Annotated in this window: 16 protein-coding genes; 6 read left to right on the top strand and 10 right to left on the bottom strand. The window is 46.7% G+C overall.

Annotated features, from left to right (window positions below):
- Positions 1–204 precede the first annotated feature (204 nt).
- Positions 205–1,257 carry an EcsC family protein gene (locus NG665_RS06375; RefSeq protein ID WP_252672883.1) on the top strand — a complete coding sequence of 351 codons (1,053 nt, stop codon included), beginning with the start codon at positions 205–207 and terminating at the stop codon, positions 1,255–1,257.
- Positions 1,258–1,459: 202 nt separating this feature from the next.
- Here the strand turns inward: NG665_RS06375 and NG665_RS06380 are convergent, their stop codons facing one another.
- The 6 genes from NG665_RS06380 to xylB form a co-directional block, all read right to left on the bottom strand.
- Positions 1,460–2,323, bottom strand: coding sequence for a carbohydrate ABC transporter permease (locus tag NG665_RS06380; protein ID WP_252672884.1), 864 nt, complete (start codon positions 2,321–2,323; stop codon positions 1,460–1,462).
- Positions 2,324–2,334: 11 nt separating this feature from the next.
- Positions 2,335–3,255: a carbohydrate ABC transporter permease gene (locus tag NG665_RS06385; RefSeq protein ID WP_252672885.1), complete on the bottom strand. Its 921-nt coding sequence runs from the start codon at positions 3,253–3,255 to the stop codon at positions 2,335–2,337.
- A 24-nt stretch (positions 3,256–3,279) separates the two neighbouring features.
- Positions 3,280–4,530 carry a sugar ABC transporter substrate-binding protein gene (locus NG665_RS06390; RefSeq protein ID WP_091280409.1) on the bottom strand — a complete coding sequence of 417 codons (1,251 nt, stop codon included), beginning with the start codon at positions 4,528–4,530 and terminating at the stop codon, positions 3,280–3,282.
- 34 nt (positions 4,531–4,564) lie between these two features.
- Positions 4,565–6,916 (bottom strand): alpha-xylosidase, encoded by a 2,352-nt coding sequence (gene yicI, locus NG665_RS06395; RefSeq protein ID WP_252672886.1) that lies wholly within the window; start codon positions 6,914–6,916, stop codon positions 4,565–4,567.
- Between the two features lie 23 nt (positions 6,917–6,939).
- Positions 6,940–8,106, bottom strand: coding sequence for a xylose isomerase (xylA, locus tag NG665_RS06400; protein ID WP_252672887.1), 1,167 nt, complete (start codon positions 8,104–8,106; stop codon positions 6,940–6,942).
- Positions 8,107–8,191: 85 nt separating this feature from the next.
- Entirely contained in the window at positions 8,192–9,514 is a 1,323-nt protein-coding gene (gene xylB, locus NG665_RS06405) for a xylulokinase (protein WP_252672888.1), read from the bottom strand.
- Between the two features lie 327 nt (positions 9,515–9,841).
- On the opposite strand from xylB, the gene NG665_RS06410 reads away from it, so the two are divergent.
- Complete coding sequence (locus NG665_RS06410) at positions 9,842–10,885, top strand: ROK family protein (RefSeq protein WP_252672889.1); 1,044 nt, start codon at positions 9,842–9,844, stop codon at positions 10,883–10,885.
- Between the two features lie 64 nt (positions 10,886–10,949).
- On the opposite strand, the gene NG665_RS06415 is transcribed toward NG665_RS06410, so the two are convergent.
- Positions 10,950–11,714: a class I SAM-dependent methyltransferase gene (locus tag NG665_RS06415; protein WP_252672890.1), complete on the bottom strand. Its 765-nt coding sequence runs from the start codon at positions 11,712–11,714 to the stop codon at positions 10,950–10,952.
- A 208-nt stretch (positions 11,715–11,922) separates the two neighbouring features.
- The gene (locus NG665_RS06420) at positions 11,923–15,147 is read right to left on the bottom strand and encodes a DEAD/DEAH box helicase (protein WP_252672891.1); all 3,225 of its coding nucleotides are present in this window, start codon (positions 15,145–15,147) and stop codon (positions 11,923–11,925) included.
- Positions 15,148–15,542: 395 nt separating this feature from the next.
- Here NG665_RS06420 and NG665_RS06425 point away from each other — a divergent pair, with 395 nt between their 5' ends.
- The 3 genes from NG665_RS06425 to NG665_RS06435 all read left to right on the top strand — a co-directional run bounded on the left by NG665_RS06425 (position 15,543) and on the right by NG665_RS06435 (position 18,175).
- Positions 15,543–16,652 (top strand): IS1249 family transposase, encoded by a 1,110-nt coding sequence (locus tag NG665_RS06425; protein WP_252672892.1) that lies wholly within the window; start codon positions 15,543–15,545, stop codon positions 16,650–16,652.
- Between the two features lie 35 nt (positions 16,653–16,687).
- Positions 16,688–16,864 (top strand): hypothetical protein, encoded by a 177-nt coding sequence (locus tag NG665_RS06430; protein WP_252672893.1) that lies wholly within the window; start codon positions 16,688–16,690, stop codon positions 16,862–16,864.
- Between the two features lie 174 nt (positions 16,865–17,038).
- Positions 17,039–18,175 (top strand): IS1249 family transposase, encoded by a 1,137-nt coding sequence (locus NG665_RS06435; protein ID WP_289812913.1) that lies wholly within the window; start codon positions 17,039–17,041, stop codon positions 18,173–18,175.
- A gap of 209 nt (positions 18,176–18,384) precedes the next feature.
- Here the strand turns inward: NG665_RS06435 and NG665_RS06440 are convergent, their stop codons facing one another.
- Both NG665_RS06440 and NG665_RS06445 read right to left on the bottom strand, forming a co-directional pair.
- Positions 18,385–18,963: a hypothetical protein gene (locus NG665_RS06440; RefSeq protein ID WP_252672894.1), complete on the bottom strand. Its 579-nt coding sequence runs from the start codon at positions 18,961–18,963 to the stop codon at positions 18,385–18,387.
- Between the two features lie 449 nt (positions 18,964–19,412).
- Positions 19,413–19,673, bottom strand: coding sequence for an IS3 family transposase (locus tag NG665_RS06445; RefSeq protein ID WP_252672895.1), 261 nt, complete (start codon positions 19,671–19,673; stop codon positions 19,413–19,415).
- A gap of 537 nt (positions 19,674–20,210) precedes the next feature.
- Here NG665_RS06445 and NG665_RS06450 point away from each other — a divergent pair.
- Positions 20,211–21,971, top strand: coding sequence for an RNA-directed DNA polymerase (locus NG665_RS06450; protein ID WP_252672896.1), 1,761 nt, complete (start codon positions 20,211–20,213; stop codon positions 21,969–21,971).
- Positions 21,972–22,004 lie beyond the last annotated feature (33 nt).

Here is a 22,004-nt window from a genome sequence, read left to right on the forward strand (position 1 = left end):
CACACCACCTAATACTGCTTTCGTTTACATATCGTAAACGATTTAAGTATAGCAAAACAATAGCCTTGTGCCTTTTCGCCACGAATCCATCGATTTTAACTCAAGACCACGGCCACACTATCCGTCCCTTGCGCCTACCGCCCGTCCTGATGTTTACATATGGAAACATCAGGGAAACACTAACAACAACCCACACTAGAGAATATGGCGTATAAAGTTCCTACTCTAATAATCGATGCGAAGGAAACACGTTCACTAGAACTACTATCTGAGCGCTACGAAAAGCTAGTTGCGCCCTCCACGTTAAATCAGCTCGGCGACCTAATTTACGAATACACACCGCAGCAACTATTGGATTTCGGATCCTCCGTAAAAGCGACCATCTCCGAGCAAGATCTTTTCGCTTCTGCTCTCGAAGTAATAACGAACGGCTTCGATGTTGTCACAAAAACAGTTGCAAAATACTCCATAAGTGAAACTAGTATTATCAATAACGTCAACGAAAAGATAGCAGATAATGAGATAACAGATCTGAAGGAAATCTGTCTAGCACGCTCTTACGATATAGCGGAAGTAGTTTCTTCATATAAAACCAGCGGTTTAGCATTAGCTCTCATCGAAGGTGGTGTAACAGGCTATTTCGGCTTCGTTGGATTACCATTCAACCTTGCACTAAGCACCTTCATTTATTATCGCGGCGTCCAATCGATTGCCATGCATTACGGCTATGACGTTAAAAATGACGCAACAGAACTCGTCATCGCCAGTGAAGTATTTATGAATGCACTCAACCCTAACCAACAAGGGACAGATGGGCTGACGAGCACAATTAGCAAGTTCATGGTTTTCGCAGAATTGTCAGCCGTGAAACAAACAGCGAAAAAGACCTGGACAGAAATGGCAGCACGAGGTGGAGCTAGTCTACTAGCCACGCAAATGCGCGCATTGGCCAATACGGCAGCTAAAAAAGCCTTAGAAAATGCTGGTAAAAAGGGTTTAGAAAATAGCTTATTCAAAGGCGTATTCGAACAAATCGGCAGGAGCCTTACGCAAAAAACAATCGGAAAATCTATCCCTGTCATTGGCAGCGTGTTTGGTTCTTTGTACGACACCGCTCAAATGAATACTGTTTTAGAGTTCGCAGACGTCTTTTACAATAAAAGGTTTATAGTCGAGAAAGAAATGCGAATCAATCAATTGCTGCAATCCCACGAGGATAGCTCTACCGACGTCAATGCAACTGAAGAAACTCTATAAACAATTGACCAACATAAGCATTTTCCACCAATATTTCATGGAAACCGCCGTCTTTACTGCCAGGCAAAACTACAACCATTAACACGCAGTAGATGTCGCTACTCTCAGTTGGGAAGTAAAGCGTGACAAGCCGGCCCTAAACGCTACGAACAAATAGCTCCAGAAACAGAACAGAAGTCAGCCAGATATTAATTCTTAACACTCAGCCTTTGGTGGCTCCTCCAGCCAGACCTCCCACTATGTAGCGCTGCAGGGCTATGAATACCAGCAAAACTGGCAATGCAATCAAAGTCGCCACCGCCATAAGGTCATTCCAATTCGTTCCATACTGTCCAATCAACCTATTCAATGCCACCGTAAGAGGTTGGATGTTTTGGTCTGTCAGTAACGTCAGGGCAAACGTGAATTCTCCCCATGCCATGAGGAAAGCAAACGAACCAATCATAATGACCCCCGGGCGTATTGTTGGAATCACAATCCGCACAATAGTTTGCAGGGTTGATAATCCGTCAAGTTTCGCAGCTTCTTCGACATCATAAGGAAATTGCGCAAAGTAGGGACGCAATAAAATAACTGCAAAAGGTAAAGTGACTGCGATATCTGCCAAAATGATGGAAATGAAAGTATTTGTTAAGGACACTTGGCGGAACATCACGAACATGGGTACCGATATTGCGATCGCCGGGAGTAATTGAACCACGGTGAGCATAACCATCATCGTGGTAGTGACTTTATCGCGCATACGTGCAACCGCGTACGAAGCAGGAATCGCAATAAACAACGTCAGCACTAGCACCGACAATGCGATGAATAACGAATTGAGCAACGCTTGGAAAATACCAAAGCTATCAGTAAACATTGCCGTATAGGATCCTGTATACAGATTACTTGGAATAAGTTGTGGAGGATCACTAAACATGTCTTTCGACGTCTTTAAGGAAGTATTGATCATCCAGTAGACGGGAAATAGATAGACAATAGCAATTACCCAAGCAACCACCGATTTCACATAGAGCCGCCGCTGACGGCGTTGAGTGAGGCTATTTGTATTCTTACTTTTCGTCATACCAGGCATCTTTATTGTTCCTTCCGAAGACTTCGCACGTAGAACCATGACAATCCCAACGGCAAGAGCAAAGTCAAAACCGAAGCCGCCGCACCATAACCAAATTGGAATACTTGGAATGTTTTCAAATACGTGTAGACCGGCAAGGTTGTAGTGGAGTCCACCGGCCCACCTTTAGTCATGGTGTAGATCAAATCGAAAACTTTATAGGTGTTGATAACTCCAAGGAGTAGGACAGATATAGTCACTGGTTTCATTATTGGAAAAGTTATTTTCCAAAATTGTTGCCAGGAATTAGCACCATCAACTTGAGCTGCTTCATAGAGGGTTTGGTCAATTGTATGTAGTCCCGAGAGAAGCAAAAGCATGTTGAAGGGAATCCCGACCCAGAGGTTAGCAATAATGACTGCAGCCATGGCTGTCGGCCCGGTAGTTAGCCACTGTACTGGTTCTGAAATGAGATGTAGGGACTCCAAAATATAGTTGAGTAGACCATAATCAGAATCGAATAACCACTTAAAAATTGTTCCAGTAACGACTGGGGGAAGAATCCATCCCACTAACAAAATCGCGCGAATAATTCCGTTTCCAGGGAAAGGTCGTTGAAAATATAACGCGAGCGCAAATCCTGCAATGTATTGCAGGACAAGGCAAACACTCGTGAAAATCAGTGACAAAATTAGACTGTTCCAAAAACCTGGATCAGACAACGTGTATGAGTAGTTTGCAAAGGAATTAAAACTCAGATCACCCGATACTAGCTTCGCTCCATTGGCATCCACCAGACTCAAAAACACATTATAAAGTAGCGGAAAAGCCAAAAAAACGAGAATGTATGTTATCGCCGGTGCCGCCATTGCTAGTCCCAAGCGCCGAGTTGCCCGCTCTCGCGAGTACACTCGGCGCTGGGAGCGTAGTTTTTTAGCAGCCATACTCGTGGTATCTGCCATGGGTTATCACTTCTTTGGCAAGAGTGGGGCTAGAGTATCGGCAGCTGTTTTAGCGGCTTGTTCCGGTGTCTTAGCACCCGTGAGAGCTTCTTGAATCGAGAGCTGAACAGCAGTAGAAATTTCGTTGTATTTACCGCCATAAGCTCGAGCTTTCGCCACTTCTAATTGCTTTTCGAACACTTGCATTTTTTCATCAGAAGACAATTGAAGTTTGCCAGCCAAATCTTTCCGAGAAGAGAGCTGCCCGGATATATCGCAATATATCTTTGAGCCTTCCGAACCGGAGAGGAACTTCAATAGTTCTGTTGCGCCAGACTTATTTTTAGCTCCTGCAAATACACCAATATTTTCGCCACCTAAACCAGTAGCAGCAACTTTTCCTGCCGGTAGTGGAGCGATTCCCCAGTTAAAATCAGCATCTTTACTCACGTTGGGAATCTCCCACGGACCGTTAAACATCATGGCAGTCTTACCTGTAATGAACTGGGTACGTGCATCTTCTTGTGAGTAATTAGCTACTGCGGCTGACATTGCCCCGGTATCAATTAAATCAGCGAGATAGCCTAATGCTTCAGCACCAGATTGCGCATAATTATCCAAGTCACCGCCAGTTTGCCAAACAAACGGTAGGACTTGGAAAGTGCCCTGTTCATTTTTCACTGCGGAAATAGCGAGGCCGAAGTTGCCATCAGTTGCAGTTGCGCGGGCACTATCCGCGAGTTCTTCCCAAGTAGTTGGAACTGATACTCCAGCTTTATCGAGCAGATCTTTATTGTAGAAAAGCGCTAGGTTATTGGAGTTCAGTGGCAGGGAATACGTCTTCCCCTCTTGCTGTCCAGAAGACCACGGCCCTTCAAAAAAGTCCGCTTTCATATCCTTTGTTTCTTCAGTAATATCTTCCAGCAAACCTAAGGACGCGAAGTTTTGGGTATCAACATTGTCAAAAATTGCAATATCAGGGACTTCCCCACTAATACCAGCCTGCACAATAGACTTCGACAGATCTCCATAAGCGAAAGACTTACGTTCGACTTTAACCCCGGCATGAGTTTGTTCGAATTTTTCGATAGCTGCCGTCATAGCGTCATTGGGAGTATCTTGCCCTAGATAGTCCCACAGTAAAATTGTCTGCTCACCTGCCGTATCACTGCTATTTTCGCTAGCGGTATCAGCTGAGCAAGAGCTTAATCCTAGTAGTGGTAATGCACCCAGCGTAGCAATAGCTATACTTCTGTTGAGAAACTTTTTCGCTCTCATAATTTTTCTCCTAAAGATGTTGTTAGTTCTGTTATCAAAGTGAAGACAGCCGATCAAAATGAATCTCTATCTTTTGTGCGTCTTTATCTGGCAATACTGCAACAGCGGCTCCTAACTCAGGGACCCAGGTCTCGTCGATGACACTTCCTTGTGAAATACGTCGAATTGGCTGCTTATCCATAATTAAAACCCGGAACGGAACCTTCTCCCCGCGATTTTTTATGGACACTGATCCGGAATCAAGTTCAATATCAAATGAAACTTTTTCTTCACCAGCGATAGAAACCGAATACTTCTGATCCTCGCTCTGCGATGCTCCTACGACCAGTAAAATAGGATCGTCAGCGGGATCGTAGTTAATAGTCCGTGAGGTTTTCCCGAGAGGGATTACGCCGCCATCTTTTACCAACAGAGGTAAGCTCTCCTCGGAGTGAATCTGCTTCACCCAGCCAGCTTGTGGAATCCGTTGGCCGTCGAGTATGTTTGTCCACCCTCCAACAGGTAAATAAACATTAACTTCCCCTTTTCGTGAAAATACCGGAGCTACCAATATTTTGTCGCCAAAGAAGTATTGGGTATCAACGTATCGTGAGCCCATATCTTCGGGGTACTCTAAAATCATAGGTCGCATAAAAGGTATACCGTTTTCCACGACTTGTTGTTGCGTATTGAGTATGTAGGGTAAAAGCCGGTTCTTTAGATGCGTAAACCGTCGGGCGACTTTAGTAGCGGTTTCTCCATAGAGCCACGGAGTGCGATATGAGTCAGAGCCGTGGAGGCGGGAGTGGCTCGAAAACATTCCAAAGGGATACCAACGGGTGAAAACATCGCTATCTGGCCGGCCCTCGAAACCTCCCATATCGTGACTCCAATACCCGAAACCACTCATAGCAAGTGAAAGTCCGCCCCGCAGAGTTTCAGCCATAGACACAAATGTTGGCTCGCTATCGCCTCCCCAATGCACGGGATAGCTCTGCGATCCCAAAGTGGCAGAGCGCGCAAACACTAGAGCTTCTTCTTCGCCTTTTTCTTCGGCAATTACCTCATAGACATTTTGGTTGTAGAGTTTTGCATAGTAGTTATGCATCTTTTCCGGATCGGATCCATCATGCCAGACGACGTCGGTGGGGACGCGCTCTCCAAAGTCAGTTTTGAAAGCATCTACGCCCTGCTTTAATAAGTCTCGAAGTTTAGATTTCCACCAATCGCACGCTTGTGAATTGGTGAAATCTACCCACGCCATACCAGATTGCCAATGGTCCCATTGCCGCACATTTCCATGAAGGTCCTTTAGTAAATAACCTTTTTCTTTCCCTTCAGCAAATAGATAGGATTGTTGCGCGATATAGGGATTTATCCAAACACAAACTTTTATGCCGCGCTGATGTAGTCTCTCAAGCATTCGTGCAGGATCCGGGAATTTTTCCGGATCCCAAATGAAGTCACACCAATGCGAAGGACGCATCCAATAGCAATCGAAGTGTAAAACTGAAACTGGAATATCATTTTCTTCGAATTCGTCCAGAAGTTGATTCACCGACGTCTCGGAATAATCGGTTTTGAACGACGTCGACATCCACAACCCGTATGACCACTGCGGAACTCGCGGTGGCAACCCAACAAAGTGCGTATAACGGCTCAACGCTTCCTTGGGCGTAGGCCCAGCAATAATGAAATACTCTAATTTATTTCCGGGAACCGAGAATTGCACTCGTGAATTGACTTCGGATGCGATCTCATACGATACTTTTTCCGGATGATTAACGATTACTCCATATCCTGCAGAGGAAAGATAGAACGGGATATTCTTGTATGCAAGTTCGCTAGCCGTACCTCCATCTTCATTCCACATTTCTACTTTTTGGCCATTTTTAACAAAGGCCCCGAATCGTTCACCTAATCCATAGATTGTTTCCCCAGGTTGCAGCGTTAGCTGTTCATGGATGTACCTTTTACCATCTGGAGCAAATACGATACCCGTGGATTTTACAATAGCTGATGTTATTTCTTCTCCATCGTGTAAAAACGATAATTTATAATTATCTTTACCCTGGATTCGGGCGCTCAGAGAACCTATTTTCAGCTCAGCATTACATTCTCCAATGGTTACGTCCGTCTTTGCGGTGGTAGGTATATAGTCGAAGTTTGGATTTTGCTCTTTGTCACCTTGATGGTATTCGAGAGTAACTTTGATAATTCCTTCACTAACTCCGCGCACACTTACGGTAAGCATTACTAGATCTAGTTCTGCCCCGGTAAAGTTTAGGTGACGCGTTGGAGCATAAGCTCTAAATCCATCAGGAATTGCGACTATGCTTTGAATTTCGCGTGGGTGGTGAACCTCTAGGCCAGGTAGTTTACGCCAATATCCATCAGTGAATTTCATGGCTTGCCTTCTCTCAAATCTGGTTATCCAACTAAGTGCCGCATAGCCTGCTGATATAGTTCAACAAAATGGTATTCACGGCCAGCTAGTTCATTGAGATCCCGATCTGGTTCCGCCAATAGATCAGCTATGGTCTCTCCTGGCGCTCTAGTTGGCTCGCCAAGCTGGTCGATCGAGGCAGCTTTGAGTAATTCCTGAACTTTAGGATCGGCACGAAATGCTTTGGCTTTTTCTTCTAACATCAAAAACATTTCCATATTGGCACGAGCGCTTTCCCATACTCCTTCCATCCCTTCAGTTCGCGAGGGTTTATAATCGAAATGTCGTGCACCTTCATAACGCGGACCACCATTGGGGAAACCGTTTACCAGGAGGTCTACTGTGAAGAATGCCGAAGCTAAATCTCCGTGCCCAAAGGCTTTATCTTGGTCATATTTGATTCCCGACTGCCCATTGAGGTCAATATGGAAAAGTTTGTTGGCATGTAAAGCTTGCGCTAAACCATGCGTGTAATTCAGGTTGGCCATCTGCTCGTGTCCGGTTTCGGGGTTCAGACCCACTATTTCGCCGTTGTCTAACTGAGCAATCAGCGCTAAAGCGTGACCTATTGTTGGTAGGAAAATGTCGCCTCGCGGCTCATTTGGCTTCGGTTCCAAGCCGATTTTCAGGTCATATCCTTGTTGCTTTATGTATTCAGCAATAGTGTCGATACCCTCTTTGTACCGTTCGAGTGCTGAATATAAATCCTTAGATGAGTCATATTCTGCGCCTTCACGCCCTCCCCACATAACGAATGTACTTGCACCCATGTGAGCTGCTAAATCCACGTTGCGCAGGATCTTGCGCAGTCCGAACCGGCGAATATCACGATCATTGTTCGTCAGTGCCCCGTCTTTAAAAATGGGATGTGTGAAAGTGTTCGTGGTGACCATTTCAATGACCAGATCAGCCTGATCTGCGGCTGCTTTAAGATTTTGGATGCGTTTGGCACGCTCTGATTGGCTAGCTTCAAAGTCAAATACGTCGTTGTCATGGAAAGTAATCCCCCACGCCCCGAGTTCAGCAAGTTTGGTTGCGTACTCCCAAGGATCTAGGGCAGGTCGTGTAGCTGAACCAAACGGATCGACTGCTGTCCAACCCACTGTCCATAATCCAAATGAAAACTTATCTTCTTTAGTTGGCTGTCGCATAAAAATCATTCCTCCCCTTTGAGAAACTTTTGTTTAGACTCTAAACTAATATGTTTATAAATCTCTGTCAAGCGAATTTTAAAAGTTACAAGATTACACTTGCTTGACGCGCAGCACCCAGGGCAACGTATTCAGCCGGCTTGGGAACCGCCACTTCCACATCCATGTACTCGCCTATAATTTCTCGAACCGCTTTCGACTTAGCTCCGCCACCGATGAGATAAATACGGTCAACTCCAATCCCACAACGCGTTATCGTCGCTAAGGCGTTAGCCATTAGTAGACACAAACTTTCAACCGCCGCCCGAGCTAAGTATTGCGGCTTCCAGTTGTCCAAAGTCATGGAGGTCAAACACGCTTTAGCCTCTGGTAAATTCGGAGTGCGTTCGCCTTCAAAATAGGGAGTCATTGTCAACCCTAGTGAATCAGTCACCGATAATGCGAGTGCATCAAAATCAGCAAAATCTACTCCCAGTAGTTCAGCAGTTGATGATAAAATCCGAGCTCCATTTAATGTAGAGACAAGAGATAACCAATTTCCACTCGCATCCATAAAACCGTTTACGCCACCTTCTAGGTCAACTACCGGATGATCACTTACGACAGAAACGACTCCTGAAGTCCCGATGGACAACGCTGCTTCTCGAGGCCCTAAACCAATCCCTAAAGCTGCACCGGCATTATCGCCACAACCTGGGCCAAGAAGAGTCCCAGCGAGCAAACCGATCTCAGGAATATCTCGCCTTACCGTCGCAGCAGCTTCGAACGGCGCAATCACTTTGGGCAAAACTAAGCTTTGCACGCGGTCATTTTCTACCCTAAGCGCGTGAGCTAGCAGGTCACGGCAATAACCGCCATCATGAAGATCGAAATATCCAGTACCTGAGGCATCTGAGCGGTCTGTAAAAATATCTGCAATATCGCGACTGCCCATAATACGCCAACTCAGATAATCATGGGGTAAGCAAACTGCAGCCAGTTTTTCCACCGCTTCCGGCTCTTCATCGGCTAGCCAGCGCAATTTTGTTACAGTTAACGACGCTACCGGCATTGACCCTGTCGTTTCGATCCAACGCTTTTTACCAAGCTCATCGATCAACTGTTTAGCTGCAGATGCACTGCGAGTATCGTTCCACAACAACGCTGGGCGAATTACCCCACCCGAAGCATCTAAAGTGACCATACCGTGCTGCTGAGCACCAACTGCCAACGCGGCAACATCTGACAAGCCGCCGGCCTCTTTTGAGGCTTGCAAAAACGCCTGCCACCAGGCTTCCGGGTCAACTTCAGTCCCTTGGGGATGTGGCGCTGAACCCTGCCGAATAATGGATTGCGTTTTCGGATCCCACACTATTACCTTGCATGACTGCGTGGAGGAATCAACTCCAGCAACATATGGAAAATTCATGGCGACTTACTCCTTAATAAACTGTTAGTTTAGAAGATAAACTAAATCAGCAACACTATGTTGTCAACCACTAATGTGCTATGTTGTCAACAAATGTCTGCTATAGTAAATCATTTAATATGGCAAAATTGAGTCAGGAGGTTCACCAGATTGGAGTTGTCCCCATACATCAATTCTTCACAGCCACCGCTAGCAGCTGGCCCTCGAAGTGCTCGAGAATCCAATCTACACTCAGCATTACTCGCTATTTTGCAATCTCCAAAGCCACTATCCCGGGCTGAAGTCGCCACGTCCGTAGGCTGTACACGTTCGACTGCCTCAAAACTCGTGGATCAATTAATTTCTGGCCGTGTTATCGAAGAAATGCCGGCCTCGACAGCCTCAACTCCAGGTCGCCCTGCTGTGCCACTGCGTTTGGTAGCGCGCCGATTCGTAGGGATCGGAATCGAAATCAACGTGAGGTACGTAGCCATTCGCATGGTAGATCTCAATGGTGAAACGTTAACGGAAATCATCGAAGAAAAGAATCTAGCAGCTATCGATCCTCAAACGGTTCTAAAGAAACTAGACCAGCGACTTATTCAACTTGCCGATAGCTACTGCAACGCACACACTCAACTGGTAGGAGCCACGATTGCAGTTCCTGGTTTAGTCGATACGAATCGTAAGCTGATTCTGCGCGCACCTAACCTTAATTGGGCGGAAATATCACTTTGTAACCAGATGCAATTCTGCCAAGGAATGGATAATTTCCAGATACTCAATGAAGCCAACACCGCCGCAGTAGCCAGTACCTATTCTCGCCCTGGAAAACCTTCTGAAAACAAGAACTTTCTCTACATCTCCGGCGAATTTGGCGTAGGTGGCGCTTTAATGCTCGACCACAAGCAGGTATCTGGATTACATGGCTGGGCCGGAGAATTCGGTCACGTGTGTGTGGACCCCGCTGGGCCAAAATGCCCATGCGGATCAACTGGATGCCTCGAACAATACTTAGGACGGGGTGCACTTTCCCGACTAGCAGGTTTTTCTCAAACAGTCACGATGCAGACTATACGTGAAGCTAGTGCTACTGATCCTACAGCCCGTGCCGCAATCGAAACTGCCGGGCGTGCCCTTGGCAAAGCCCTGACAACCATCATAAACATCACTGATGTGGATCACGTCATCGTGGGAGGAACACTGGCGGAGTTGATCGATGATTTACGATACTACGCATTGGATGAGATAAAGAATCGATTACTCTCAGCGCGTTGGTCATTACCCGTCATAGAAAAATCTAAAGAAGGACGCCTAGCGGCTGTCACAGGTGGAGCCTACCTAGCTTTCCATGACCTTTTAAATAACCCGGCAAAGTATTTAGATATCTAACGTAAGATTCGATAACTAACGATAACCATGAACGCCGCGTGCAATACACGCTCAAATAGGCACTCTACTTCTTGCGCGCAACCATGTAATACCTATGGGTTCGTGCCGCAACAAACCCATCCCTGGCGATCATTTCCTGAGCTTTCCGCAAGCCATCGAGACACCGATCAACAGAAAAACCCGCAAACTCCCACTCAATAATCTTGGCAAACCACACCAGCGCACCGACGTCGTAAAACCGTATCGGACTAAACGCTTGTGCGCTCTCGACAATCTCAAAGCCATTATCCTGCAACTCAGTTTCCCGCATACCAAGATACTGCTGCGGGAACGGCAACTCCTTGTTCTCCGGCAACAATAATTCAATCAGCTCGCGATCATTTTCCGCGCCAACTTGCTGGGTAATAAAATAGCCCCCAGATTTCAAAACCCGCTTGATCTCAGAAACACTATAGTCACCATGTCGATTAGTAACGACGTCGAACACGTTATTACCGAACGGTAAAGTATCACTACCATCTGCTTGCCTAAAATCAATGCCTAACGGCGATAAAACTTTGCGACAATACTCCACATTGGGCTCATATCCCTCAATCGCAGCAGTCCTCTCATGGGGATGCTGTAACGAAAGTAAAAACTCACCGCCACCAGTCTCCATGTCTAGGAGCATCATGGAATCATCAAGATACTTTCCGATAACCTGAGAAAAATCCCAAGGCAAATCAGTATCTTCCGTATACCGTCCTTCGATATGCGAAAAATCCCAACCCTCAATATGTGCTATATCCTCTTCTCGCTTCCACTGCAAGTAAAGCTCATCACTAGGCATCTCATACTCTTTCACATTCAATATCCACCATGCATGACTGTTTCAACTCAATTTACTGGGAACATCATATAATGCATCGCGAGCGATCACCTATCGTTTAGATTAAATGGAAGTAAAGCACCTTCAGATTTCACGCTACATAACTGATTTCGCATGCTTCGTATTACGAGTTTTACTTATCGGTTAATTCCCAACAACTGGCCCCGTCTCAGCCGTATAACTCTCGAATCAGCTCTTGAGCCTGCGGCGAATAGCAAACATTAACAAAAGATTTGCCATTGGACTTTTCACCGCGATACGCCACGATACCTTCTTTAGCTCCCCGGCTCGTTGGCCGTAGCAAATCGTCATCGCGCACCAGATAACCATCTCGGATCAATACTTTGTTGAGCTCTTGGGGATTCACAGCACTGCCCCAACCACGCAACATATCGCTCGCAACCAGATAGCCCTGTTCTTCCCAATAGGATTTTTCATAAAGCACTTCCTCGTCGAAAGATTCTTGCGCAGCACCCATGACAAACGGCGAATCAACAGGCGTTTGAGCATATTTACGCACCAAGCTAAACACGCTACCCTGATCTTTCCAGCGCGCTTGGCACCCAACGACGATAAACAGATCCTTTGCCCGCGAAACCGCCACATTCATCAGCTCTAACGTATTATCGATAAACGCTGCCCGTTCACTCGTTTCCCCATAAACCGACGAAAAGATGATAACTGGCCGTTCTGCACCTTGCAGGCTATGTGCAGTGCCAACCGTAATGTGATGGGCGATATCTGGACAGTGCTTATGCAACGCACGTTTAATGTGGGTAGCTTGCGCAGCAAACGGAGTAACGACGCCGATGATACCGTTCTTACCTAACCGCGCTTCGCCGTCGTCATCCCCACCGCAATACCGCGTCTCGAAAAATTCGTAGTTATCCCCGATCCAGTGAGCGATAGCGTCGGCTTCTTCTCGATTGACCCGGCTCGAACCGACAGTTTGGTCCTGCGTGCCCGGAACACGATAGAACATGAACGGGTTAGTTACGGTATCTGCGAGGCGATAGTTTTGTTCTGAGCGACGCGGTTGAAGTTGCCCGTCGTATATGAGTTCGTTGCAAAATCCGATGATCCGCGAATGGCACCGAAAGTGTTCGGATAGGAGCAAGCCCGGGCGCGGCTGCTTAGACGGATCTGAATACGCCCAGTTACCTGCATGACTAGCCGCTTTCATCACCGACGACGGCTGTGACGCCGTTAAACCGCGCTTTTTCATAACGTCCCAGTATGCCCCTGCGTTGTTCGACGACGATTCGCCACCGGTAGCTAGATCTTCGTCAGTGACTGGATCAATGTTCCAGATCGGTGCGAGCTGGCGTTCGTCGCCCACAACAATCGCGCGCTTGGCGAACGCGAAAGCAGATGCCCCAATCGAGGTATCTATTTGTCCGGCTTCATCGACTATGAGCAGATCTGCACGGGAGAGGCTATATAGGGGATATAACCTATTGCCAGTCCACAACGAAAAATATTTGGGCACTTGGTAGGTAGTCATCACGAAGCACGGAGTTAGTGCACATGCCTGCGGCCAATACTTCTCCATCACCTTCGCGATAGTTTGGTATCGGTCTTCTTCTGGCACAAACTCGTTATTTTCTGCCGTGAGCAACCAGGATGCTTCGTAATAGTGCACAGCCAGCCAAAACTCGTGATATCGCAATGTGACGTCAAGGATCTCATCGAGTTCACCAAGGGACCTTGAGTTGCGGATCTTCTGACTCTGTTCGGTGCTAATGATGCCGGTGACGCGCAATTCTGCCAAGATCTTCTCCAGCTCTTGGCCAGCTATCTCTGCGCGCGTTATGTTCGGTTGTACTGTGTCAGATGTGTTCCTTGCTTTGGAACGGGAGCGGCGAAAGAGTTTCTTCATCAAGCTCTGGCCACGATTCGTTACCGCATGCCTGCCATGCTCGGTGTGCTGATGGGCTTCGTGTTCGTATTCTTGGGCTATCGTTTGGGACGGACGTGGGCTTTCACTATAGTCACTGAAGCTGATGATGAGTTGGCGACGACGACGATCGACCTCCTCCAGTTGTTGTTTGAGCACCCGTTGAATACTCGCGATACTGACTGCTGTTCCTTGTGCACTGGGTTGAAGATATGTCGTTGCTTGTGCTTGAAAATAATCAGTAGCCGACTTGATATAGCCCGGATCCGAATAATCGGAGTATGCACCATTCTTCTTTGAAGTATCAACGAGATAGCCACGAGATTTCGCTCTATCATACTTAGAAACGGCCGGGCAGTAGGTAGCTAAGCTATGTAACGGCTCTTCGGTTGTAGCATCAGCCTTGGCACCAGACGCGGCTGGTATCCAGCGCACATCAAAACCACCTTGAGCTTGCGCCCCCACCGAGCTAAACGAATCAATAATATTCGTCACTGCTTGATTATTCGTTGAGGTACACAAAATCAGTGGCGCATCAACGCCTTCTAGCGCATGCCGGGTAACAAGATTGGCAACAACTGCTTGAAGCATCGTCGTCTTCCCAGTACCCGGCGGACCACTGACTGCAGTAATATCGCCGTCGTCATCAGATAAAAACGCATGAAGCGCGGTACGTTGGGATGGTGTGAGCGGGAACTTACCGCCCATATGTCCGCACGATTTCACCATACTTTCAACCTGCGTATCGTGATCGGATAAATCAGCATCAAGCCTCTGCTCAAAATCTTGTACCGAAACAAACTTTTCATACAACGGAACCGGGTTAGTTGCTAATGATTCTTCGAGAACAGAATACAACTCAACAATTGCCTTATTCGCAATAATATTCTCTCCCGCAACCAGGTAACACGTCTCAGTATTGATTGTTTGGTCCGAATCGACGCCGAACGACGTCGTCCAATCATGTAGTTTCTTCCCAACGACGCTTTCGAACAGCGAAATTGCATAAGAAAGAAAATCTGACCAACTATCTACCCGAGATGCTTGAGATACCCCGAAATTGGTACGAAAATTCCACAAATCAACAAGCTTGCCGATAGTGAGATTAGTATTTCCTGGGTAATCCAGCCATGCCGCTGGAATCCACGGCTCACCATCGCTCGGGCTACCAGATAACGTACCTGCCCTATCCACACTGCACGGCACAAGTAGCAGCCCCCACTTTTTACCTTCCGACTCCGCGGTGACAAGCGAGACGATAACACTAACGCTACTGGTTTTGTTGTTCTTTTCTTTTTTGAAAATTTCTGCAGTTATATTTGGCGAAAGAACACCCTCTCGCAGCTGCGCCAAAGGAATCTCAACGAAAGGCGTGCGCGAGTTAAACGTTTGCTCGGGCAGGCACGCTTGCTTTTGCACATCATGGAAATAACGGGTAATCAGCCGTGCTGGAGTGTCGGTTGGTCGTTTCGATTTGACATCACTGCGCTTTGCCACGAGTTTCGTCCTTTACTGCTACAAACTGTGTGTTAGGACGATTTTATCGAATGGGCTTTACATCCGACTTGTGAAACTCGCTCGCTAGGCTTCTGGATTCTTGCTTGAAACCAAGTTCTTTTGCCGTTAAACTTACTGGCATCACGACCGGTTCCGCCCTTTTGGGTCCAGGGCCGGTCTTCATTTATACTGGCATACTTAACAGAATCGGGGCTATAGGACATTGAGTGTTGTTGTTGTGTTTGGTTTTCGTTGTTGTAGCGCGTGAAAGTGCGTGTTTTAGTTTGTTGGGGTCAACTAAGTGGTTGGACAAAATGTGTTGCTGGACGGGCGGGTTTTCGTTGTTGTAGCGCGTGAAAATGCGTGTTTTAGTTTGTTGGTGTTGTGTTCATTGTATGAACACTTCTTTATGTCCTATATGTAGCAGTAAAATGATTCGTCATGGTCGTACGAGCCGGGGACGGCAGCGTTGGCGGTGTAAAGCGTGTGGGGTGAGATCTTTAAACAGTATTGATTCGACTGCTAAGCATTTACAAGAGTTCCTTCGATGGCTGTTAAGCGGTCAAAGGCAACGAGACATGCCTGGGCACGGCAGATCATTTCGTCGACGCTGTAAAGATTTATGGTCTATCTGGCCGCTTAGTCCTGTGGTTGACGAGGTTCATGATGTTGTTTTTGTTGACGGGATTTATTTAGGGCGTCAAGCGGTGGTGTTAATTGCTTGTAGTCAAAATTATGTCCTGGGATGGTATGTAGCCCGACGGGAAACTACCCGGGCCTGGAGCGCTTTATTGCAACGTATCGCTCCTGCACGGGTTGTGGTCAGTGATGGGGGTAGTGGTTTTGCTAAAGCGTTACGACTTACCTGGCCAACAACACGGCATCAACGCTGTACTTTCCATGTGTTTACCCAAATCAAGCAAGCAACAACTACTCGGCCTAAGCTTCAAGCTTCTATCGAACTATACGATTTAGGAAAAGAACTTATCCGTGTTGTTAACAAAGAACAAGCTATTACCTGGATAACGAAATATGTTCAATGGGCTAGTGACTGGGAAGATTTCCTTAACGAGAAAACTCTCACTCCAACTGGCTGGTGCTACACTCATCAACGTCTGGTCAAAGCACGTAAAATGCTGAACAAACTCATCAAACAAGGACTACTGTTCACCTTTTGTGACCCGGTATGGCAAGTATCGATCCCCTCAATGAATAATCGTATTGAAGGAGGGGTTAACGCTTCCTTGCGCTATATGCTCTACCAGCATCGAGGAATGTGTTTAACGAGGAGAATTAAAGCAATTTTCTGGTGGTGTTACATGCATACGGAGCACCCTTTATCCCCAGCGCAAATCCTCCAGACCATGCCAACAGACCGTCAGATCAACAATGCTTGGCACGCTGCTCGCCTCGAACACCAAACAAACCAAATACCCCAATGGGGAGACGCTATAGTCTGGAGCGAGCTACACTACACAACCCCCTACCACAACACCTGGGACTAACCCCCAGCAACACATTTTGTCCTATAGCCCTAGATATGGCAGATACGAAACCATTCAAATGCTACGCTGCGCAGGTCAATTTATTGCGCGAACGCGGCATGTACATAGAAGATAACGATCTTGCCCAGCGCACTCTCGAACGCGTCAACTACTACCGACTATCTGGCTACTGGTACCCACTGCGTGCGCCCTCATCTGAAAACCGGGGCTAGCGGACAATTGTTATTGATGGTTTTGCTGTTTTTCGTTGCTAGGGTGGGGTTTTCTGGAAAGAAACTCGTTTCGACTCGAGTTTTTGGTTGGACAATAGTTATTGATTTTGTTGCCAGTTATCCGCGTGATAGCAGGGAAAAATTGTGGTGAAAGTCGGTTGCATACTAGTGGGTATGAGATCGAACAAGAAACACTGCCCTACTTGTGGTGAAGGCATGGTCAAAAACGGTAAAGACAAATGCGGCCACCAACGCTGGATCTGCTGCTCATGCAAGGTAACCTCGCGTTGGCATAACGACGTCACTTCGCGGGATTTGCGCGCGTTCTTAGACGTTCTGACTGGGAAAACCACGCAGCGAGAACTTCCTGGACAGGGCCGGACCTTCCGACGCAGGAGCGCTGTGTTGTGGGAGATCTGGCCGATATGCGAACCCGATGGGCAAGACCACCGCGTGATCCATGTTGATGGTATCCATTTAGGCCGCGATGCTGTCATTCTGATCGCCTGCAGCCCCGAATATGTGATTGCCTGGCATGTGGCCAGACGTGAATCGACCCAAGCCTGGCTGGACCTGCTCGCGAAAATCCCACCACCCGGTATGGTCGTGGCTGACGGGGGCACAGGTTTCACAACAGCTCGGGCACGATTGTGGCCCTCCACGCGTGTCCAACGCTGCACGTTCCACGCCTATCAACAGGTCAAACGCTACACGACCACACGCTCACGAACTGAATGTGGCAGACAGCTCTACCGGATCGGTGTTGATCTATTGCATGTGAAAACTCCCGCACACGCGCACGCATGGATCGATAGCTTCTATGCTTGGCGTCACCGTTGGGCTGGGTTCCTGGCCGAGAAAACCCGTAACGAGAAAGGAAAACTAGTCGATAAACACGAGCGGCTCGTCAAGGCTGGCAATAGTCTGTCTAGGCTGGTCGATAGTGGCCATTTGTTCACGTTTCTCAATCCCGATCTTTACGATGACGGAGAAATAATCGGTTCTCTACCAGCGATGAATAACCAGATCGAGGGAGGTATCAACTCGCCTTTACGTGAACTGCTGCGCCGTCATCGGGGTATGAGTATCGATCACCGGATCCGTGCAGTGTCATGGTGGTGCTACCTACACACCGAGAACCCTGCCAACCCAGCCGAAATCCTGCGTATCATGCCCACCAACACGGACATCATGCGCGCTTACCAGCAAGCCGCAGCCCGACACCGAGCCCACCACAACAACCATCGCTGGGGCAACGGCCTTGACTGGAACGAACTCCACACCCACACACCCTACCGCAACGACTACTAACCCAAAATCAATAACTTTTGTCCTATAACCCTCAATTTATTGCGCGAACGCGGCATGTACATCGAAGCCAGCTGAGCGAAATAATGCACGCAAGACCATATTCGGACGGCTTTACATCGAACGTGAGTGACACTGTAAATAATCGAGACGCCGCTCTGCCCGATCTTTAATTACTGCAACAACACAAGGTGTTTTCCGCTTAATCGTCACTAGATAAATTCGTCAATATTATTGATGAATAAACGCAGTAAATCACCGCGCTTCACCCCTCGTCTCATCCCCATGTCCCGCCTAAGCTGAATCATTACTTCTTCCATGCCAAATAGGGTCTGTTCCGGGCTCGCTTCCCCTTCTCCTACCTGAACTCGCCATTTTCCCCATAAGTTTATCGCTTTAGAAGACCCCCAAAGTGTAAGCTCTTTACTAAACGTATTTAATATTTCGACAAGCTCTTTCTGGGTCATATCCCTTTCCTCTTTATGCGCAGCTTGTACATCATAAAACATAGAAATCAACCGGTAATATGGCTCCTTCCGCTTTTCCCGAAGATACGAATTTTTCTCCATAACATTATTGACTATATTGCCCACCACATAAGTGATAGTCGAGATTGTTCCCGTTATTAGCGCTACTATAATAGCCGTATCCAGAGCAGAAAATTTAGACAAAAGTTCCGGCACTTTCTCAAGTACCATAAAAAGAACCTTGCCAACACCAGCTATAAGCACAAGCAAAAGAATTAGACCAAGAAGTGTCTGTTTTGCCGACTGACTATTAGTTTTCCCCATTGCTTAATCCATTTTCCATAAACATGTCCCACAATATCGATCTGAGTATATTGACGCATCACGAAGTTTTCAAACATACAAAAGCGCCAAACAGACCATTCAGCGGCCCCAAGCTACCTCATACACTTTGCGATTTCCAATAATAGAGCTAGCACCTCAGACAACCTGAAACACTAGTAACTAAATTACCCATCAGAATTATGTTCAGAAATACATAAATTACCAACAAAACTCAAGAAATCCTCCCCAACAGAAGCTCAAATGCCACTATCACAAAACATGATATTAGGACATGCCCCACCCCAACCACAGACTAGCGTGCCCCGGGTTTCACTCCCAGGCATGCGCCTTGATTTCTATTATTTCTTGGTCCGCGCTGCCGATCCGAAACCCCTCCCCCCATCCTCAGCCACGTACGGTAGCCCCGGCGCATCAAACGAGCGGTTTGCTCACGACCAATATCTTTTCCCCTCACGGCGCAACGCGTGCCACATCTTACGAATCCCGTAGACATTGTAGTTACTTTCATGAACCTCAACGATATGCTCTATCAGAGCAGCATCACGCAGGCTACGAGCACTCACACCACGAGATTTTGATTGACGATAGCCACGAGAAGTGATGAAACCACCAACACGGTGAGTGTTTAACGTCTTGCAGATGAACTGAGTAGAGAAACGATTTCGATACTCATCAATGAACCGAATCATTTCCGACGTTTCGGGTCGAGTTCCGACGCGAAAAAAGCCGACGTTGCTTATCTGAACTCATTAGTATCGCGAAGCTCGGGGTTTTCACTAACGTAGCCGCGCATTTTCGACTTCCACGTCCTGCGGCAAGCGTTCAAGAACGCGCCCCTTCCACGGCAAGCTACCTGCATCCATTGCCGAGCAGTGCGCCAAGAAACACCTAGTTTCAGCGCCACAATCGTGCACGCTTCTTACGTGGAAACAATCTCCGCCACAATACGGTCTTCTACCAAACGGGCGACAAAGTCCTTGCCATCCTCATCAAACTCCTTGCGCCTACCCAGACCATGACCATCTACTCAAACAGAACAAAAACCAGTACGGTGCAGTTCGACAATAGACACCATGTGAAGAACGAAAACCGCTACATAAAGCGATAAAAGAATATACTATTCATTTAAGCGACAAGATTCTAGCTTTGAAAGTGTCAAATGAAACCCCTGCTAGACATTTTCTAGGAAGTGACCCATAACGTCACGAAAGAAGGAGCATGCCAAAATGGTGGAAACAAAAGAACTCACAGATTTAGGAAATGAAGAGGCTCGAACTTTTCTATTACATCCAAGCTCATACTGTAATTTCAGCATGCCTCCCTACATCAATCTGAAAGGATTTTTACAAGCTGGCCAAGAGTGGATAACCGAAACTCCAGTGTTTGACTCTTCATACTACAGTTCTCTGACCCCAAAACAGAAGAAGAAGTTCTACCAAACAATAGGAAGGTGCCCCGACCTAAATTACCTCATCCGCATGAACAAAGATGGGCGATACGCTTGGAGACCACTGACACTGGTACACCCATATGCATACGCAACTCTCGTTATAGAATTAACCGAACATAACAATTGGGAAAAACTCAAAACACGCTTCAATACACTCTATTCTGAGACTCAAAATCACGTTATAGTCGCCTCGAAGCCCCGAGTGGCTCTTTCAAAAGATTCCGATAGTGAAGACCTCTTATATAAGACCAGCACAAAGGAAAACATTAGCAATTGGTGGGATCATTTTGAACAAGAAACCGTTCGCCAATCTATCATCTACCCATTTCTGGCGGGAACGGATATAGCTAACTTCTATTCATCCATTTATACACATTCAATCGCTTGGGCGATAGAAGGACGCGATAATGCCAAGGCCAATCACAGTCTCATATTGCTGGGGAATCGTATTGACGCATTATTTCAAGCGCTCAACGCCGGTGAAACCATTGGCATCCCACAAGGAAACGCCTGTTCCGACATTATCGCCGAAATCATTCTCGCCAATATCGACTCTCAAGTGATTCAAGCCGCTAACAACGAGAAAGGAATAAAAGACTTTAAAATACTTAGATATCGAGATGACTACCGCATCATGACAAAAACACGCGCGGACGCTGAGATAATTCTACAACTTCTTGTAGATATTCTAGCCGTATACAACCTGTCTCTGAACTCGCAAAAAACTTGGCTTTCAGACGACGTAATCTCCTCCGCAGTAAAACCAGAAAAGCTCGACTTTCGTAGATCATTTTTAATTGGTCGACCAGTTCGTGCTATGAGCAGTGACAATGCTCGAACCGTCGGTGAAGCTATTGATAAAGCCATCACGGAAAATAGCGTTCTACAAGAAACATACTATTTTCAAGAATCACTTGAAAATATTACCCAATCCCCCGATTTCTTACCGCAGATCAGCGAAATACTCAGTAAATCGATTACCGAAACCAACCTCCGGGACTTTTTATTTTACATTCGTGAATTCGCGAAGTCTTTTCCAAATTCAGGTAGTTTGCAAATAGCTCTAGAACTATATAAAAAAACTATAAAATCGAAGCCAACCCTAGTGAAAGATGTCCGCCTACATATCGCGATTATCCTAGATATCGTTTCTTCAAACCCTCGATGTCTTGTCAACGGCATTGCTATCTTTAGCTTATTTCTTGAAAAAATGCCTACAGAACTGAAATCTGAGACCGTACAGCAAATTCTAGATTACTTTCAAACGATTCCAAATGTTGAGTACGTTAGGATATGGCTCCAACGTATTGCACTAGGGTTACACTTAAACACCAGCTGGGATAGCAAACTGTGCGCCTTAGTTGAATCCCCGACTAATGGTCCGCTTTGGGGAACATCATTTTTATCTACAGACGACATAAATTCCGAGAGCGACAAGTTTACGAAAATACCTCTAGTGGACGAATGTGTTGTTCAAGAACTATCAGACATCATGTCGGATCACGAGTACAGTCCATTCTCAAAGTACGGCAGCTAACGCTATCTCTTTGCGATGAGATTTATTCCGAAA

The organism is Arcanobacterium pinnipediorum (genome assembly GCF_023973165.1).
GTDB classification, from domain to species: Bacteria; Actinomycetota; Actinomycetes; order Actinomycetales; family Actinomycetaceae; genus Arcanobacterium; species Arcanobacterium pinnipediorum.